15 protein-coding genes are annotated in these 18027 nt (G+C 37.3%); 9 read left to right on the forward strand and 6 right to left on the reverse strand.

Annotated features, from left to right (window positions below; translation table 11 throughout):
- The first annotated feature begins 2 nt into the window (after positions 1 to 2).
- The 4 genes from HQN83_RS12635 to HQN83_RS12650 all read left to right on the forward strand — a co-directional run bounded on the left by HQN83_RS12635 (position 3) and on the right by HQN83_RS12650 (position 6387).
- Positions 3 to 1328, forward strand: coding sequence for a vanadium-dependent haloperoxidase (locus HQN83_RS12635; RefSeq protein WP_173090711.1), 1326 nt, complete (start codon positions 3 to 5; stop codon positions 1326 to 1328).
- 171 nt (positions 1329 to 1499) lie between these two features.
- Positions 1500 to 4214: a GH92 family glycosyl hydrolase gene (locus tag HQN83_RS12640; RefSeq protein ID WP_173090712.1), complete on the forward strand. Its 2715-nt coding sequence runs from the start codon at positions 1500 to 1502 to the stop codon at positions 4212 to 4214.
- Between the two features lie 25 nt (positions 4215 to 4239).
- Positions 4240 to 5295, forward strand: coding sequence for a sterol desaturase family protein (locus HQN83_RS12645; protein ID WP_173090713.1), 1056 nt, complete (start codon positions 4240 to 4242; stop codon positions 5293 to 5295).
- A 69-nt stretch (positions 5296 to 5364) separates the two neighbouring features.
- The gene (locus HQN83_RS12650; protein ID WP_173090714.1) at positions 5365 to 6387 is read left to right on the forward strand and encodes a class I fructose-bisphosphate aldolase; all 1023 of its coding nucleotides are present in this window, start codon (positions 5365 to 5367) and stop codon (positions 6385 to 6387) included.
- A gap of 9 nt (positions 6388 to 6396) precedes the next feature.
- Here the strand turns inward: HQN83_RS12650 and HQN83_RS12655 are convergent, their stop codons facing one another.
- Genes HQN83_RS12655 through HQN83_RS12665 form a run of 3 tightly spaced genes read right to left on the reverse strand, consistent with a single transcriptional unit; the run spans position 6397 to position 9508 of the window.
- Positions 6397 to 7917, reverse strand: a complete 1521-nt coding sequence (locus HQN83_RS12655; protein WP_173090715.1) for a sensor histidine kinase — start codon at positions 7915 to 7917, stop codon at positions 6397 to 6399.
- A gap of 15 nt (positions 7918 to 7932) precedes the next feature.
- Positions 7933 to 8373 (reverse strand): response regulator, encoded by a 441-nt coding sequence (locus HQN83_RS12660; protein WP_173090716.1) that lies wholly within the window; start codon positions 8371 to 8373, stop codon positions 7933 to 7935.
- A 10-nt stretch (positions 8374 to 8383) separates the two neighbouring features.
- Positions 8384 to 9508, reverse strand: coding sequence for a sensor histidine kinase (locus tag HQN83_RS12665; protein ID WP_173090717.1), 1125 nt, complete (start codon positions 9506 to 9508; stop codon positions 8384 to 8386).
- A gap of 170 nt (positions 9509 to 9678) precedes the next feature.
- Here HQN83_RS12665 and HQN83_RS12670 point away from each other — a divergent pair, with 170 nt between their 5' ends.
- Positions 9679 to 11895 (forward strand): PAS domain-containing sensor histidine kinase, encoded by a 2217-nt coding sequence (locus HQN83_RS12670; protein ID WP_173090718.1) that lies wholly within the window; start codon positions 9679 to 9681, stop codon positions 11893 to 11895.
- Here the strand turns inward: HQN83_RS12670 and HQN83_RS12675 are convergent.
- A complete protein-coding gene (locus HQN83_RS12675; RefSeq protein WP_173090719.1) occupies positions 11892 to 12410 on the reverse strand; it encodes a GAF domain-containing protein in 519 nt (172 codons plus the stop codon). The genes HQN83_RS12670 and HQN83_RS12675 overlap by 4 nt on opposite strands.
- Positions 12411 to 12601: 191 nt before the next feature.
- On the opposite strand from HQN83_RS12675, the gene HQN83_RS12680 reads away from it, so the two are divergent.
- Positions 12602 to 13798: a GAF domain-containing sensor histidine kinase gene (locus HQN83_RS12680; protein ID WP_173090720.1), complete on the forward strand. Its 1197-nt coding sequence runs from the start codon at positions 12602 to 12604 to the stop codon at positions 13796 to 13798.
- Between the two features lie 32 nt (positions 13799 to 13830).
- On the opposite strand, the gene HQN83_RS12685 is transcribed toward HQN83_RS12680, so the two are convergent.
- Complete coding sequence (locus HQN83_RS12685) at positions 13831 to 14574, reverse strand: phosphatase PAP2 family protein (RefSeq protein ID WP_173090721.1); 744 nt, start codon at positions 14572 to 14574, stop codon at positions 13831 to 13833.
- 189 nt (positions 14575 to 14763) lie between these two features.
- On the opposite strand from HQN83_RS12685, the gene HQN83_RS12690 reads away from it, so the two are divergent.
- Genes HQN83_RS12690 through HQN83_RS12700 form a run of 3 tightly spaced genes read left to right on the forward strand, consistent with a single transcriptional unit; the run spans position 14764 to position 17632 of the window.
- Positions 14764 to 16167: a hypothetical protein gene (locus HQN83_RS12690; RefSeq protein ID WP_173090722.1), complete on the forward strand. Its 1404-nt coding sequence runs from the start codon at positions 14764 to 14766 to the stop codon at positions 16165 to 16167.
- 5 nt (positions 16168 to 16172) lie between these two features.
- A complete protein-coding gene (locus tag HQN83_RS12695; RefSeq protein ID WP_173090723.1) occupies positions 16173 to 16781 on the forward strand; it encodes a hypothetical protein in 609 nt (202 codons plus the stop codon).
- Between the two features lie 38 nt (positions 16782 to 16819).
- Positions 16820 to 17632, forward strand: coding sequence for a glycerophosphodiester phosphodiesterase (locus HQN83_RS12700; protein ID WP_173090724.1), 813 nt, complete (start codon positions 16820 to 16822; stop codon positions 17630 to 17632).
- Here HQN83_RS12700 and HQN83_RS12705 read toward each other — a convergent pair.
- Positions 17629 to 17973 (reverse strand): hypothetical protein, encoded by a 345-nt coding sequence (locus HQN83_RS12705; protein WP_173090725.1) that lies wholly within the window; start codon positions 17971 to 17973, stop codon positions 17629 to 17631. The genes HQN83_RS12700 and HQN83_RS12705 overlap by 4 nt on opposite strands.
- Between the last annotated feature and the right edge of the window lie 54 nt (positions 17974 to 18027).

Genomic DNA, 18027 nt, shown 5'->3' on the forward strand with positions numbered 1-18027 from the left:
ATATGAAAAAAAGTCTGGAACCAATCTGGTTATTATTGTGTTTTTTTATTTTGATTAGTGGTTGTGGTAAAAAAGGCGAGGTGAAATTATCAGATGCTGAAGTATTGCATCAAAACCAGGATCTACTTACACAGATTATTATTTACGATGTATTTACTCCCCCGGTAGCTACCAGGATTTATGTGTATTCATCTTTAGCATCTTATGAAGCTGTAAGGTTTGATGAAAAAGGAAGCAGCTCCATTGCTGAAAAATTGCATGGTTTTGGTAAGATGCCTCAGCCGGAAAAAGATAAAAAATACAATTATACGCTTGCTGCCACAAAAGCTTTTTTTACAGTAGTTCGCAACATTAAAGTTTTTTCTATTGACTCGTTGAAAGCTCATGAAGATTCTGTTTATACTAATTTTAAAGAGAATTTAGATGATTCAACTTATCAGCGTTCCTTAGCTTTTGGTGATACAGTTGCTAAGGCAATACTGAAAAGAGCTATGGTAGATGGGTACTTACAATCCAGAGGGAAGCCTAAACATTTGGGAAGTAACGCCCCAGGAAAATGGAGGCCAACGCCGCCGGATTATTTAGATGGAGTGGAGTGGTGTTGGAATACAATGAAACCAATGGTGCTGGATTCTGCTTCGCAATTTATGCCTCCGCGACCTCCTGAGTTTAGTAAGGATACTAATAGTGTGTTTTATAAGCAAGTTAAAGAGGTTTATACTGTAGGTAAGAGTTTAACTGAAGAGCAAAAAACAATTGCGCGGTATTGGGATGATAATCCTTTTGTAATTGAGCATTCAGGACATTTGATGTTTGGTACTAAAAAGATAACTCCGGGTGGTCATTGGATGGGTATCGCAGCCATTGCTGCAAGGCAAACGAAATCTAGTCCGGTAAAAATTGCAAAAAGCTACACAATGACAGCGATAGCTTTGTATGATGGTTTTATTGCTTGTTGGGATGAGAAATATAGAAGCAATGTTGTTAGGCCAGTTACAGTAATCAATGAGTGGATAGATAAAGATTTCTATCCGTTTTTGCAAACCCCGCCATTCCCGGAATATACCAGTGGACATAGTGCGATTACCGCATCAGCATCTGCAGTGTTAGCTCATATTTATGGTGATAATTTCTCATTTCTAGATACAAGTGATCTTAAGTATATCGGGATGCAACGTCATTTTAATTCATTTCAGGAGGCGGCAGCCGAAGCATCCATTAGCAGGATATATGGTGGAATTCATTACCGATCCGGTGTAGAGGCAGGAGCTGAGCAAGGCAAAAAAGTTGCTGAACTTATCATTCAAAGATTAAAAGATACTTTTTAATGTATTAACATATAGGGTGGGTTTATTCGCTATTTTTAAGTTGTAATAGCTATTTTACAGGTTTTTTTTACTTTTTATAAGGAATTTATAAAAAGTATTGGTATATATGTATATACAAACTAAAGGAGGTTTAATTGGTTTCCTTTAGCTAACCAAATTAAACCAAAACCAATGAAGTATAAATTCTTACTTATATTATTGTTAGGATACATAAAGGCCAATGCAGGAGGGGATAATATTGCCCCTAAGGCAAAAGTGTCCGTTTCGACTACCTACAGTGCTGATTTTTCAGCTCAAAATGTGACAGATGGTATTATTGGCGTAAATGGCAAAGGTGAATGGGCATGTATGGGAAGTACAGCCTTTTGGGGATATGTAAGATATCCTTGGATACAGCTTGACTGGACAGATAATGTGATGGTTGATCGAATTGTTCTATACGATAGACCAGATTTGAAGGAATTTACAGGCAGTGGGAAACTGATATTCAGTGATGGATCTGTTGAATGGGTTAATTCTATCCCAAATAACGGTACTGCCAAGGCAGTTACTTTTAAAACTAAAAAAATTAAGTGGGTGCGTTTTGTGGTTACGGATGGAGATGGTAATAATCTTGGCCTCTCTGAAATTGAAGTGTTCAGATCACCTGAAAATAACCCCGACTATACCTCACTTGTCGATCCTTATATTGAAACAAACAGAGGACGATATTTTTATTTTATAACAGGGTGTAGACCTTTTGGAATGATGAGTGCTGCACCGCATACCAGAAATAAAAACCAATGGGGAGGTGGATATAATTACAATGAAAATCAGATACTTGGTTTTGGGCAAATCCATGACTGGAGTTTATCAGGATTGGAAATTATGCCAACTGCGGCAAGTGTAGATCCGGTAAAAGGTGAAGCAGCCTGGAAATCTGAATATAGTCATGACGACGAAATTGTGCAACCTGGATACCAGCGTGTTTTTCTACGAGATCATAAAATATGGACAGAACTAACTTCTACTGATAGGGTAAGCTTTTATCGTTTTACTTATACTCAGGATATGAAAGCTCAGGTAATTACCAATTTGGGAGGACTTATTGGGGGTACAACTATGGTAAACGCCAATGTAGATCAGGTTTCAGGTAGTTCGTATGAGGGTTCCTTTAGTTCAGTTGGCCGCTTGTGGGGTGGGCCTAAAGATGTAAGAGTATTTTTTGTTGTTCAGTTTGATAAACAATTTAAATCGCTTGCAGGTTGGAAAGGCCAAAAGCGTTTTGAAAGCATTAGTAAATTAAGTGGAGATAACGTAGGTGTTGCACCGCAATATGATGTTTTAGCAGGAGATCAGATACAGATGAAGATTGCAATTTCATATACCAGTCTCGAAAATGCTCGTAATAATTTAAAAACAGAATGTGCCGGTTGGGACTTTAATTTTGTAAGAAATGAGTCTAAAAATGTATGGAATGAGTGGCTTGGTAAAATTGATGTGAAAGGCGGAAGTACAGATCAGCAGAGAAAGTTTTATACTGATTTGTGGCATGTGCTTTTGGGACGCCATAAAATAACAGATGTTTCCGGAGATTATCCCGACCGTACAAATAAAAAAGGAGAACCAGTATTGAGTGATACTGCTTTTAGAATTAAGACCGTGCCAAAGACGGCTAATGGTGTGCTTAAACACGATATGTACAATACAGATGCATGGTGGCTTACCCAATGGAATCTTAATGTGTTATGGGGGCTAGGATGGCCGGAAGTACAAGATGATATGTCGGCAGCAATGCTTCAGTTTGCCGATGATGGCGACTTATTGCCACGAGGTCCGGTAGGTGGAGGTGATACTTTTATTATGACGAGCTCTCCTGTTACAAATCTCATAGTTGGAACCTATATGAAAGGTTTATTAACAAAAACAGATCCTGCTCATGCATTTGATATTATACGAAGGAACCATTTACCAGGCGGTGTTCTTGATACTAAAGAAAATATTGAATTTTACACTAAAAACGGATATTTTCCCAACAGTGCAGGAGTAACTGTTGAAGCTGTTTTTCAGGATTATGCTATTGCACAGATGGCAGACAAGCTTAACAGAAAGGAAGATTACAAATTCTTTATGAAGCGCTCTGAAGGTTGGAAGAAACTCTTTGACCCAAAACAAAAATTGCTATTCCCAAAAGATAAGGATGGTAAATTCATGACAACCGATCCATTAAGCCCGGCTGGCTGGATAGAAGCTAACTCCTGGCAGGCTACATGGGGTATTTCTCATGACATTGGCGGGCTAGCAAAACTTATGGGAGGAAATAATATGCTATGTGATAAACTTAATTATGCATTTGAAAAAGCATTGGAGAGTGATTTTGTAGCAGAGTATGGTCAAGGATACATTAGTTATGGCAATCAACCCGGATTATCAGATGCCCATGTTTTTAACTATGCCGGAAAACCATGGTTAACACAGCGCTGGGTACGAATAGTAAAAGAACAATCTTACGGAGGAGTTAGTCCTGACCTGGGGTATGGTGGGCAAGATGAAGATCAGGGACAAATGGGAGCTTTAAGCGCTTTGATGGGGATAGGTTTGTTTAATTTACAAGGTAATGTAACTAAAGATCCAGTTTATGATATTACAAGCCCTATTTTCGATGAAGTAACTATAAAGCTTGATCCTAAGTATTACAAGGGAAAACAATTCGTGATTAAAACCCATAACAATTCTGTTAAAAATTGTTACATACAAAAGGTAACTTTAAATGGAAAACCTTTAAATCGGTTTTGGTTTAGGCATGCCGACTTTGTTAAAGGAGGCGAGTTACAGATTTGGCTAGGAGCTAAGCCAAATAAACAGTGGGGTATTGCAGGTTTACCTTCAATGAATAATTCTAACTAATTAGTAAAATAAAATATTAAGTATTATGGTAGATTTTTTTCAAGCGATTTATGATTGGATTATTGGTTTCTTTGGTATTGGGAATTTTATCAAGATCATTAATTCTGGCGATTATAGTTCATTTTTAACTTATGATGGATTTATCTCTATTATAGGTCCGCTTTTTCCGATAGTTTTAGTGTTAGAGGTGTTAATGGCTTTGGTATTAAGGAAGTTCAAAGCTATCGATTATAAGATATCCTTCTTTTCTTATGTTTTGAATGCTTTTATCGGACGATTTATTTCCATAGCAGCCATAGTATTTTGTATAGGCCTTTTTGAAAAATATGCCATTTTTAAAACCACTTTTACTTGGTATTGGTTTATTTATGGTTATATAGTGTGGGAATTTGGACACTTTATCTATCATTATCTTGGGCATAAGGTTCGCTTGTTTTGGTGCCTGCACTCTACTCACCATGCGCCACAGGCTATGAACCTTTCGGTATCCTATGCCCACTTTTTTTTAGAAGGACCATATGCAGATGTTATCAGAACTACGGTTTGTATTCTATTGGGTGTTAACCCGCCAATGCTATTTGTAATCATGTTTGTTGATGGTTTTTACGGGGGCTTTATACACATTGGGGAACAGTTGATGAAGGATGGTAAATTAGGCTTCCTGTATAAATACATTCTAACGCCGTCACATCATAGGGTGCATCACGCTAAAAATCCATTGTATATGGATACAAATTTTTGTAACCTGTTAAATATCTGGGATCGTGTTTTTGGAACTTACCAGCCAGAGAAAGAGAATCTTTCTATCGAATATGGTATTACCAGAGAAATGAAGCCTAACAGTTTTTTAGATAGTTATTTTGGTGAGTTTGCTTGTTTGTTAAAGGATGTTTACAAAGCGCCAGGTCTTAAAAATAAATTTCTATACATTTTTATGCCACCCGGATGGAGCCACACCGGCGATCATAAAACAGCAACCATAGCAAGAAATGAGTTTCTAAAAATGGAGCACGCAACTATACAAAATGAAGAGGAACCTAAATTTAATGCTGATAAAAGCAAAATGGTGATTCAGGAATAAAGAATCTGATTAAGTCAAACTATCGTGTTCCATGATTGTTATCAATTAAATACATTTTTGATAAACGCAATGGACATACATGGACTTAAAAATACTGCTCAAAGGTTAATGGCTGATGATAAAGGATTATTGGCTATGGATGAAAGTTTGGGTACCTGTAACAAAAGATTTGAAGCACTTGGAATTCCCCAAACTGAAGAGTATAGAAGAAAGTATCGGCAATTGATTGTAACCACTCCTCAATTGGAAGAAAGTATAAGTGGTGCTATTCTTTTTGACGAAACTGTCTATCAAAAAACCGAAGATGGGGTGTCATTTTTAAGCCTGTTGGAGCATAAAGGAATCATTGCCGGAATAAAAGTTGATCAGGGGGCAGTACCCTTGGCTGCTTTTCCGGATGAGAAAATTACCGAAGGGTTGGATGGCTTGCGTCAGCGTTTGGAATCGTACTATGCCTTAGGTATTCGGTTTGCGAAATGGCGTGCAGTCATTAAAATAGATGAAGGTATACCTACTAAGGCTTGCATCAAAGCTAATGCCCTAACGCTTGCACGGTATGCTACACTGTGTCAGGAGACAGGTTTAGTGCCCATTGTTGAACCTGAAGTATTGATGGACGGGAATCATACCCTTGAACGATGTGCAGAGGTAACTCAAGATGTTTTAAAGGAAGTTTTTAATGAATTGTATGAACAGCGCGTTTGTTTGGAAGGAATGATTTTGAAACCTAATATGGTTGTTCCTGGTCTGAATTGTAATGTACAACAAAAGGCAGAAGATATTGCCGAAGCCACAATTTCTTGTTTCTTAAAAGTGATTCCGGCAGCTGTAGGCGGCGTTGCCTTTTTATCTGGTGGCCAATCCTATGAATTGGCTTCAGAACGTTTAAATATGATGCATTTGCGGTTTGGACAAGTGATGCCCTGGCCCTTAACATTCTCTTTTTCAAGAGCTATACAGCAACCTGCACTTGATATTTGGAAAGGGGAGGATCAGAATATTGCAGCTGCGCAAAAAATGCTGGCTTACAGAGCTTCCTGTAATAGTGCAGCACGTAGGGCTGAGTATAGTCAGGCAATGGAAGCCATTTAAAGAAGTTAATTAAATAGGTAGTGTAAACCAAAAAGTACTGCCTTTGTCTAATTCGCTTTCTACACCTATTAGTCCATTATGTTTTTTGATGATTTCTGCGCAAATGTAAAGCCCAAGACCTAACCCCTTATATTGAGTTCCAGGATTTTCAGCACGGTAATATCGATCGAAAACATAGCCTAGTTTTTCTGGCTGTATACCAGGGCCATTGTCAATAACCGATACCTTAACCACATCTTTTATCGTTTCGATGAAGATTTTTATTTCTTTTGACTCAGGCGCATATTTTATCGCATTGGTAATGAAATTGCTAACTATTTGCCCAATTCGAATGAGATCTGCGTATACCTCAATGTGCAGATTTCCTTCGATTTTGATCGTATAGATACCTTCTTCGCGTATATCATTGCAACATTCATTAATGGCGTCGGATAGGATGAAATTTTGTTGATGGATATGTAGTTGACCTTGGTTAGCCATACTTGAATTTAACAGATCATCAATCAATGCATTAACTTTACCTAAGCTTTTGTTAGCCTGCACAATGAGTTTGGAATGTAGAGGTGAAGGAGAATTATCTTTTATTTTATCCAAAAGTTGTAGAGATGCCTTTAAACTTGTTATTGGCGTTTTTAGTTCATGGCTTGCAATAATGATGAAATCATCTTTATGCTGCTGTAGCACCCTGAGCTCTTCTATATCTGTAGCAGTACCCACCCAAAGTTGCATTTGGCCTTCTTGATCCATAATTGGCATTAAGCGGATCAGATGCCACATATAAAGACCGTCTATACGTTTTACACGGATTTGGAATTCGCCACCATTACTTGTCTTCAGGATTGTTCTGAACTGGTCAAAACTAATCTTAAGATCGTCTGGGTGGATTACGGCCTTAAATCCCATTAATTGAGCCTGACCTTTATCCAAGCCTGTATAATTATACCATCGTTGGTTGTAAAACACTACTTCGCCTTTTACTGTATTGGTCCAGGCGATTTGAGGAATGGTCTCCATCATACTGCGAAACAGGCTTTCGCTTTCCGCCAGTGCTTTTGTACGATGAAGTACTCGAGCTTCCAGTTCCTGATTAAGCTCCAAAAGTTCCTGGTTAATGACTTTTAGTTTTTCATCAATTATTAATTTATCCTTCCTGACTTGGGTATCATTTAGTGCCCTGTTAATTTTTGTAGATAGGGTAAATAGTTTACCTTTAGATACATAGTCTGTAACACCAGCCTTAATTAATTCAACGGCATTTTCTTCTCCGATTATACCAGAAACAATAATAAATGGGGTGTCGGGATGTTTATTTTGTTTAATCTGAAAAGCTGCGACAGCATCGAAAGAAGGTAGTGAATAATCAGATAATATTAGATCAGGATTGAAGTTCTGCAGGGCATTCTCAAATTCTATACGAGTCTGGACAATTTCTGACGTAAAACTCAACCCTGATTTTTTCAATTCACGGTTAAGGAGATCAGCATCACTTTGATTGTCTTCCAGGATAAGTATTTTAAGGGTCGGTGCCATTATTTGTTCCTGATGTTAATTTGGAGGCTGATTTAAGATCATCCAATATAATCCGATCTCTTTTACTGCATTAAAAAAATTATCGCTGTCAACAGGTTTAACGATGTAACTGTTCGCTCCAAGGGCGAAGCATTTTTCTATATCCGGACCTTCATTAGATGAAGTCAGCATAACTACCGGAATGGAGTTAAGATTTGGATCTGATTTTATTTTCTCCAGCACCTGTACACCAGATACCTTTGGCATTTTTAAGTCCAGTAGGATTAACTTAGGGAACTCTTTATTATTCCTCGTGGCATACGCTCCTTTGCAATAAATAAAGTCCAGCGCTTCGGCTCCATTAATTACATGGTGGAGCTTGTTGGTGAAGCCACTTTTTTTAAGTGCGCGAATGGTAAGCGCAGCATCGTCTGCGCTGTCTTCCACAAATAAAATTTCAACGTTATGGTAGCTCATTTTTTTGATTTTATTGTTTTACACTAAGAAGACTGAAATAAAAGCAAGACCCTTTGTCTAACTCAGATTCGGCCCAAACTGTGCCGTTATGGCGATGCACTATTTTTTGTACAATGGCCAGCCCAATGCCTGTGCCTTCAAACTCTTCCTGAGAATGTAACCGCTGAAAAACTCCAAAGAGTTTATCATAATATTGCATGTCAAACCCAGCTCCGCCATCTTTTACATAGTAAACGATCAGATCGTCTTTTTTATAAGCACCAATCTCAATACTTGTTTTTATCTTATGTTTTGAATATTTAACAGCATTGGAAATCAGGTTGATCCATACTTGCTTAATCAGAGATTTATCTCCTATAGCATTTGGAAGGTTATCTGTTTTGAATTCAGGTATGTTTTCGTAATCCTCAAATGATAATTCGTCATGAACCATGTGAAGAAGGTCATTCATGTTAATCTCTGATACCGTTACTTGTTTTCTTCCCAATTTTGAAAATGCAAGCAGATCATCAATCAGTTCACCCATTTTTTTCGAATTGTTAATAATGGACTGAAGGATTTTTATGCCATCCGAATCAAGTTTGTCGGAATAATCTTCTACCAAAATTCTCGTATAGCCATTGATGGCCCTGATTGGAGCACGTAAATCGTGCGACACCGAATAGGAAAAAGATTCTAGTTCTTTGTTTACAGACTCTAATTGAGCTGTACGTTCGATTACTTTTTGTTCTAATTCGTCATTTAACTTACGAATATCATCTTCTGCATTTTTAAGCTCTCTGTTTGCGATGATTAACTCTTCCGCTCTTTTTTCTTTCTCTTTATTCTGAAAGGCAAGCTCTTTATTTGCTATTATGAGTTCTGCAGCACGGTTTTCTTTTTCTTCATTCTGAAAGGCAAGCTCTTTATTTGCAATAATCAGTTCAGCTGCTCGATTTTCTTTCTCTTCATTTTGGAAAATTAGCTCCTTATTTGCAATCACTAATTCAGCCGCTCGACTTTCTTTTTCTTCGTTTTGAAAAACAAGTTCTTTGTTGGCGATGATTAATTCTGCAGCACGGTTCTCTTTTTCCTGATGTTGAAATGCAATCTTTCTATTAGCAATGATCAATTCATCAGAATCTTTTTTTTTCATATCCTTATTAAAAGGTGATGTTGTGAAAATATATTGGAAATATGAATTGGATAATGGGCAGGAAGGAAAGTGTTTCCTCTTTGTAAGTTTATAAAGCTAACATAATATTGGAGGAAACCTGTGTAGAGTTGTATATATAGTTTTAACTTTGGGCATTGTCCCAACCAAATATGAACGATTTCCCCCCGGCTTTTAAAAGTATTATTGCCGTTTCTCCTGTGCCGATGGCAATTGTCGATACCAACATGTGTTACCTGGCAGTTTCTGATAAATGGGTGAGTTTCTATGATCTTGAAAATATAGAACTTATAGGTAAGTCTCATTATGAAGTATTTCCGGAAATAGAAATGCGCTGGAAAAATATTCATGCTGCCTGCCTGAATGGAAAAGATCAATCCTGCAATGAAGATCGGTTTGAACGTGCCGATGGTACAATAATCTGGTTGAAATGGGAGGTTAGACATTGGTTAGATGATGCAGGAAACATAGGTGGTATGATGATGTACAGCGAAGACGTAACAGGGAGCGCCAACATCACTATGAATGAGAAGCGATTTCAGCTATTTATGGATGAATTGCCGGGGCTCTGCTGGATAACTGATTATCATGGTATTTTAAAGTACGCTAACAAGTGTTTTTTTGATAACTTTCATCTGCCTGCCGAGACACTAGGTAAAAACCTCACAGAGATATTTGGTGAAGATATTGCTAATGCTACTCAATTAAATAATAAAACTATACTGCAAACAGGCGAAAATAAGGAATTTCATCAGACTTTAAGAGATAGTCATGGGCATCCTCAATATTATAAAACTTATAAATTTCTTTTTCGGGATAAGGATGGGGAAGGAAATATGGTGGGTGCTATTTCTTTTAATATCACCAAACGTATAAAGTTAGAAGAAGAGTTGCATCAAAGTGAAGCTCAATTTAAACAAGCTTTCGAACATTCCTTAATCGGAATGGCTTTAATAAGTCCTGAAGGCAGATGGAAAAAAGTGAATAAGAGCCTGTCGCAAATTTTGGGCTATACCGAAGCCGAACTTAATCTCTTAACAATACAGGATATTACTCATCCTGAAGATATGGAAAGTAGTATTTCAATTTTAGAAAACCTTGCTACGGGTAAAATTGAAGAGATGAAGTACGAAAAACGGTACATTCACAAAGACGGTCAACCTGTATGGGTGGTGATTGCAGCAACCATGCTTTACGATGTTACAGGGCACCCTTTGCATTACGTTTCTCAAATAGAAGACATCACTAAAAGGAAAGAAATTGAGAACGATCTGGTGCTAAGTGAAAAGAAATACCGTACCATTTTTGAAAATGTACAAGATGTATTTTATCAAACGGACCAGCAGGGGATTGTGACTGAGATTAGTCCTTCAATTGAACTTCATTCCGGATATCCTCGTCATGAAATTATTGGTATGCCCGTAGCCAATTTTTATTATTATCCTCAAGACAGGGAAAGAATTATCGAAGAACTGCAAATTAATGGCTTTGTGATCGATTTTGAAGTACGATTAAAAACAAAGAATGAAGAGTTGAGGTATGCATCTGTAAATGCCCGACTGATTGTAGAAAATGGATCTGTAGTTGGAACTGAAGGTAGCATGAGAGATGTGACCACAAGGAGATTTCATGAGAATGCACTCAGAGCATTAAATACAGAATTAACGGCCTCTAATGAACAGAAAAATAAGCTTTTCTCAATTATTGGACATGATCTCAGAAATCCTATATCCGGTAGTTTACAGTTGCTGAATCTAACTTTAATGGATTTTGAATCTAGTTCGGCGGATGATGTTCATGCCTATCTCTCTGTGATGAAAACAGAATTATCTAATGCAAATGATTTGCTTGAAGATTTACTAACCTGGGCCAAGTCACAGTTTAATGCTTTAAGTTTTAATCCTGTAGAAGTTAGAGATTTGTCAGCATTGATGCATAAATGTATTCAAACCGTGCTACCCATGGCTGTAAAAAAGGATATCGAAATCGTCCAAAGTGTTAAAGGCGATTCCCTGCTTTATGTGGATAGAGGGATGCTCGAAACTATCATTCGAAATTTATTATCAAACGCTGTTAAGTTTACTCATGAGGGTGGAACAATCATTCTTAAAGCAAGTGCAGGTCAGAATGAGGTTAGGTTTTCGGTTAAGGATACAGGTATAGGTATCCCAAGAGATAAACTAAGTGAACTTTTTAATAAGCACTCTAATTACACTACATTCGGTACTATTGGCGAAAAAGGTACCGGACTTGGGCTTAGCCTTTGTTATGATTTTGTATTAAAGCATGGCGGACAGTTATGGGCCGAAAGTGAAGAGGGTATCGGTTCTACTTTTTATTTTACCATACCCCAAACTCCTAAGGATTAAAAAGCATCTAAGATATTTCTGTTCTCTATTTCCTTCATAACTAAATCTGCCATGTCTTTTAAAGATTTGATCTGTTCAGTGGTAAACCCTCTGGGTTTTGTATCAACTATGCATAAAACTCCGATAGTAAAGCCATCTGGGGTTGTCAGTGGAGCACTTGCATAAAATTTTAAACCAAATTCGGCAGCAATGATCGGATTGTTTAATAAACATTTTTTGTTTTCAGCATAGTGAATAATGAGAGGTTCAGTATCCAAGATAGCAATAGAACAAAGGCTTTTCCCTCTTGCCATACCATTCAACCCCTGAACACCTATGGTCGCTTTAAAGAAAACATGATCTACATCAACCAATGAAATTAAAGCCATCGGGGTGTCGAATGTTTTTGCAGCAAGTTGTACAATTTGATCTAAGACCGGTTCTGGAGGTGTATGTATTAAATGATAACGTTTTAAAGCAGCAACACGCTGAACTTCATTGGACGGAATAATGTCTCTTCCAAAAATATTCTCCATAAGTAGTTAATCAGTAGCTTCTTAAAATCCCCTTTGCTGATACCGGTAGGTGAGTGCCCAGGTAATCAACATAAATGCAAGATAATAAAATGTACTAATGATACTAATCAATAGTAAAAAAAGATGAATATGATAGGAAATGGGGCAATTTGCTGGATTATGTTATCTTTATTGCCAATGTATATTTGCTTATGAAAGTTGCTCCGTTACCAAAAAATGAATCTGACAGACTCTCTGCTCTAGCTTCTTATAAGCTAATGGACAGTGATCAGGAGCAGGATTATGATGATCTGGCAATGTTAGCTGCAGAAATATGTCAGACTCCAGTGGCTCTAATTACATTTATTGGGGAGGAACGCCAGTGGTTTAAGTCGCGATATGGTACTGAGCTGACCGAAAATCATCGTGACTATACTTTTTGTAGCCATGCAATTCTGGATGATCAGGAGATTATGATCGTTAGCGATGCCACTAAAGATTCGCGTTTTTTTGATAATCCAATGGTTACGGAACATAAGGTAGTTTTTTATGCCGGCGTTCCATTGGTAAATCCCGAAGGATATGCGCTAGGTAGTATCTGCGTAATTGGCAATGAAAAGAAGCAGCTTAATGACAACCAGATTAGCGCGTTGAAAATTCTTGGCAGGCAGGCCCTGCAGTTGATAGAATTGCGTAAAAAAGTATTTGAATACGAAGAATTAAATAAGGCATTGGAGGTGTCTAATGGTTTAGTTAGAAAATTTGCAGAGCGCGTGGCTCATGATATTAAAAATCCATTAGGTAATATTATGCTGACTGCCCAAGCGCTAAGAAGTAAAGCAGAAAAGGCAGGGCATGTAGATTATTACCGTTTTATAGATATTTCATTAAACTCGGCCAGGAAGCTTTTAGATTATGTAAATCAATTGCTGCAGGATTCAAAAACGCAAGTAGGGGTAGGAGAAGAGAAAGAAAGGTTTTTCTTAACTAATTTACTTGAAGAAATATTAGGTATGTTAACCATACCAGATCATTATGAACTTGATCTACCGATAGATGCTGAAATTTGTTCTTCCAGGATCGCCTTAGAGCAAATATTATTGAATCTCTTGAGTAATGCGGTTAGGTATAACGACAAGGTTAAACCGGAGATTGAGTTGAGTTTTGAACAAACTATTGAAGGATATCATTTTATTGTACGTGATAATGGAATCGGTATCCCTTTAGATGTTCAACATCGTATTTTTGAACATGGTTACTGTTCAGGCCTTTCTGATCGTTTCAGTAATATAGGGAATGGTATAGGACTGGGAACTGTAAAGTCGCAGGTTGAAAGATTAAATGGTAGTATTAAGGTTGAATCTATTGAGGGAGTTGGTTCTAGCTTTTTTCTGTTTTTGCCTAAGTAAGTCGGCTGGCATTGCTTCATGGAGCATCGATTTTATACCCAATAAAAGATTTTATATGCAAGTGTAACCACAGCCAAAATCAGAATCAATCCTTTCAGAAAATTTAGTTTAACAGGGGTAATTTTTTTTAAACCGTAAGACACCGGCTTTAAAAAATATGCCATTGTGGATAAGGATATTACCGTGCCAACCAGACTACCAACAAACACATCACCTAAGAAATGTGCACCCAAATATATTCTAGAGTACGAAACCAATAAAGTTATTAGGGTGAGCAAAAAGACTGTTATTTTTGATCGGTAGTTGGATAAGGCTACTGTAGTTAATATTGTGGTAACGCAAATTGTGTGACCAGATGGGAAACTATGTTTAAACAGTAAGTAATGATTTACAGTATGTACCAGTTTCTGGTTGCCTATAACAGCTAAGGGTCTATCCCAGTGGGCAAATAGATATGTTTTACATAGAGAGGTAATAATCCCGCAAAATATAGACGCAATGATAATGGTGATAATGAGTTCCGGTTTTTTCCATATAAATATAAATACAAGTATGGGGATAAGTAAAGTGGCATCACCAAACTGAGTAATCTGGAGCATAATATTGTCCAATGAATCCATATGATGGCGATTCAGAAAAAGAAAGCTGTTAACATAGCCAAAATAGGCCAATAACATAAAGGAGCCAATCCAAAATGGTAGCATGAGCATAATCAAAAATCTTGCTCTGATCCATTGGTTTGTAAATTCCTGCTTAAATGTCATCGTGTTATCCATATCCTTCTAAATTTGTACAAAACCTAAATCAATACTGATCTAAGTTTTACTTGCATAGTTACAAGTATAATTTGAAGCAAATCTGTTTTTTGCTAAGTTAGGACATCATTTGCTTTGATTACGTAAAGCTTATTGCGTATATTTAGTAGTTAGATTATTGTAGTCTAATCATTCTAAAACTAAATAGAGATGATAAAAGTAAAAATCAACTCCCTGATCGATTTAGTAGCTGCGTTGAATAGCCATGCTCCAACAAATTTAGAACTACAAACCTCCATTCTTTGTCCGTATTCGATAGTATTACCTATTGGTTTCAGTTTAACAGGAACAGATAAGGAGAAGTGTATTATTAGTTTTAATAATGGTGATGGAATAGGTTTAACGGCTGATAATGAAGTGTCTAATCTTACCATTCAAGCTAGTCCAAATAATCGCGCCATTTATACCCTAAGCAATCATCCTGATTTAGGGACTTTAAATTTAAATAACCTTGTCGTTTCCGGACAGGTTCAAATATTAACTAGAGCCGGTACTCTTAAAACAAAACTAATTGCAACTGATGTGGATGTTGTGGCCTGTGATGCCAGAAGGTATTGTGAGCAACCGCAGAAATATGGCGTTAATGTGTTTCAGGGAGCCTTTACTGTATATAATTTCAATAGTGACCCAAACAGTGTAATTAACGCAACTTTAAAGAATATTAGCCTGGGCCGCAAAGGTGCTCCTGTAATTGGTTCGGGATTGTTTATTTGTGGTTTTGGGGATAATGGTGGTTGGGTAATAGCCGATAGCATCACTACAGGAGAGATTTATTCGAATGGAATGTTACCTTATGGACAACCGGATATGATTACCGCTGGTGTTTTTATTGTAAACGGAACCAAAATAAAAAGTATCATACACCATGGTGCTATAACCACTTACGGAGTAAATGATATGGTACTGGATACTTGGGGCTATGTAGAAAAGTGGGTGGCTGAGAAGCCAATTGTATCTTTTGGCCCAAGTGGTATTGGTTTTGTGAATTTTGGAACCGTAGATGAATTTGAAGCCAAAGACAGAGTAGAAACTTTTGGTCTTGGAGCAAGAGGCTTTAACCAGTACGATGGTACGGTGGGAAAAGCAGTTTTTCATTCCATTATTACTCATGGAAATGGATCTATCGGAATGCAGTTCAGTAAGCCTGTTGGTAGCATTGAAGTAAAAAACGGTGTAGTAACTAATGGCTCAGAGGGGCAGACGTTGGTAAAAGGCGTAATTATGACTCTTCCAGCAGATGCTATTAGTGTAAAGGCTGGTGGAGAAATTCAATATTTAAAAATTTCTGGGGGTATAAAAACCTATGGGGAGAATGTAAATTCCTATCATGTGGAAGGTGGGATTGTGCATGAGCTAAGTGTGACAGGTGATGTGGAGGCAAACGGGAATGGTTCAACTGCGATAGCTGTTTCTAGCCAGGGAGAAACCCCTTTGGCCAATATTTCAGCCATATCGAAATATGGAGTTGCCATTCAGATTTCTGGCGGAAAAATTACTGATCGAAAAGGGTTGTCTGCTAAAGGTGCAAAAGGGGATGTTATTGAGCAATCTTAATAGGGATGCTACAAAACAGAGTTACCCCATTTGGAAATATTATCAAAACCTCTGCTAGGGGTAGTTTAATGGGGAATAGGGGTTTGTTGCATAATGAAAAACAGGAAATCAAACGTCCCTTTAAGCTAACTGCCTGGATTACTTGTGTGCTTGAATTTAAAGATAGAAAGAGGCCAGTTATGGCACCTGGGCAATATACTGAGTTTTTTTTTATGGATGAGGCAACTTCATTTGCAGCAGGCCATAGGCCATGTTTTGAATGTCGCAGATCGGAAGCCAGTGCATTTAAAACCTTTTGGTTAAAGGGAAATCCAGAATATGGATTCAATTCTAAAACACCTATAAAATTAATCGACGATATTCTTCAAAAGGAACGGATCGATACGGATTATAAAAAAGTGACTTTTGAGGAAGATCCAGTTGCCTTACCCGATGGTACATTTGTGGTATTCGGAAACGAACCGTATTTAATAAAAAAAGGAATGCTGCATCTCTGGTCAGCAGAAGGATATGGAATAGCAAAGTCATTGCCTCAAGAAAAACTATCTGTACTGACACCAAAATCAATAGTCAATACATTTAAAGCGGGTTACCTTCCTTCTTTTATAGAATAATAAGGATATTGGCTAGGAATTTTGTTTAAAAAGAGATTATGAAATTTACTAAAGCTGTAGTAAGCTGCTTGTTGTTGGTTTTTGCACATTCAGCTGGCTTATGTCAGAATTTGAAAGAGCATGCACCCACGTTCGACTATAAACTGATTGCTCATAGAGGTGGTGTGGTAGATAGTGTTACCGCCGAGAATAGCCTTGGCGCACTAAATAAAGCAGTTAAGAGAGGATACAGCATGGTAGAGATAGATCTAAGATTAACCAAAGACGGTGTATTAATCACAAATCATGATCGTAATTTAAAGAGATCTTTTGGTATGGATGCTGATGTTTCATCTATGACCTGGAACCAGATGAGTAAGCTAAAAGGCACTAAGGGTAATAAAATATTGAGGTTTGAAGATGTTCTTAATTATTGTAAGGGCAAATTGCAGATTATGATTGATAATAAAATAGATGGAAATGATACTCTACTATTTGCTAAAGTGATAGACTTGCTAAAGAAGTACAATTTGTATGATAATGCACTAATGATTGGTACGGATGAATCTACAGAGTTTTTTACAGGTAAGATAAAACTCAGCTGTACCCGAAAGCAGTTGGAAGAAAATATGCTTAAACCTAACTATCGTTCATCTAACTATTTTTTGTTCTCAGATAGTATCTCAAAAGCTGATTTTGAATGGGCACATCAGCATAATATTTTAGCTGTGGGCGTTATAAATTCATGGGCATTAAAATCAAGTGATGCAATGCAAGAGGCTAAAATGCAGGCTGATAAGTTGAAATCTTCAGGGCTATTGTGGTTTCAAATAGATTCCACATATGATCATTTGTTTACTGGCAACAATTAGCAGCCAAGATACTGGCTTATAGCTTTCTTTAATTCAGCAGAAATGGCTGTTCCTTTTTTATTCTCAAGCTGGTGCTGTGCTGAATTGAACTTTTCAATATAAGTGCCGGTCTGAGCATTAAATTTCAAATAGCCTTCATCAAAGAAACGTTCTTGTACCTCGTCAGATGAGTCCATGGAACGGAAAGTTAATGGCGAAAATTCAGATGTCTCTTTGTTCAGGTGCAACCACCTAAAAACATCAGAAATGTCGGCATTTGCAGGCAAATCATTGCGTTTAATCTCCAATAAGCAATTAGAGTCGTTTTCAAGATAATACAAACAGGTAAAAGCAGTCTTCATGAATTTTAAAAGCAGATGTGGGCCGAAAATAAAGAAAAGTTATCTGATTTGAAA

The sequence above is a fragment of the Pedobacter foliorum genome, assembly GCF_013266735.1.
Classification (GTDB): domain Bacteria; phylum Bacteroidota; class Bacteroidia; order Sphingobacteriales; family Sphingobacteriaceae; genus Pedobacter; species Pedobacter foliorum.

What these genes read in the sequence shown, in the direction of transcription:
- HQN83_RS12635 (WP_173090711.1), top strand. Translation starts at nt 3, where the DNA reads ATGAAAAAAAGTCTGGAACCAATCTGGTTATTATTGTGTTTTTTTATT.
- HQN83_RS12640 (WP_173090712.1), top strand. Translation starts at nt 1,500, where the DNA reads ATGAAGTATAAATTCTTACTTATATTATTGTTAGGATACATAAAGGCC.
- HQN83_RS12645 (WP_173090713.1), top strand. Translation starts at nt 4,240, where the DNA reads ATGGTAGATTTTTTTCAAGCGATTTATGATTGGATTATTGGTTTCTTT.
- HQN83_RS12650 (WP_173090714.1), top strand. Translation starts at nt 5,365, where the DNA reads ATGGACATACATGGACTTAAAAATACTGCTCAAAGGTTAATGGCTGAT.
- HQN83_RS12655 (WP_173090715.1), bottom strand. Translation starts at nt 7,917, where the DNA reads ATGGCACCGACCCTTAAAATACTTATCCTGGAAGACAATCAAAGTGAT.
- HQN83_RS12660 (WP_173090716.1), bottom strand. Translation starts at nt 8,373, where the DNA reads ATGAGCTACCATAACGTTGAAATTTTATTTGTGGAAGACAGCGCAGAC.
- HQN83_RS12665 (WP_173090717.1), bottom strand. Translation starts at nt 9,508, where the DNA reads ATGAAAAAAAAAGATTCTGATGAATTGATCATTGCTAATAGAAAGATT.
- HQN83_RS12670 (WP_173090718.1), top strand. Translation starts at nt 9,679, where the DNA reads ATGAACGATTTCCCCCCGGCTTTTAAAAGTATTATTGCCGTTTCTCCT.
- HQN83_RS12675 (WP_173090719.1), bottom strand. Translation starts at nt 12,410, where the DNA reads ATGGAGAATATTTTTGGAAGAGACATTATTCCGTCCAATGAAGTTCAG.
- HQN83_RS12680 (WP_173090720.1), top strand. Translation starts at nt 12,602, where the DNA reads ATGAAAGTTGCTCCGTTACCAAAAAATGAATCTGACAGACTCTCTGCT.
- HQN83_RS12685 (WP_173090721.1), bottom strand. Translation starts at nt 14,574, where the DNA reads ATGGATAACACGATGACATTTAAGCAGGAATTTACAAACCAATGGATC.
- HQN83_RS12690 (WP_173090722.1), top strand. Translation starts at nt 14,764, where the DNA reads ATGATAAAAGTAAAAATCAACTCCCTGATCGATTTAGTAGCTGCGTTG.
- HQN83_RS12695 (WP_173090723.1), top strand. Translation starts at nt 16,173, where the DNA reads ATGCTACAAAACAGAGTTACCCCATTTGGAAATATTATCAAAACCTCT.
- HQN83_RS12700 (WP_173090724.1), top strand. Translation starts at nt 16,820, where the DNA reads ATGAAATTTACTAAAGCTGTAGTAAGCTGCTTGTTGTTGGTTTTTGCA.
- HQN83_RS12705 (WP_173090725.1), bottom strand. Translation starts at nt 17,973, where the DNA reads ATGAAGACTGCTTTTACCTGTTTGTATTATCTTGAAAACGACTCTAAT.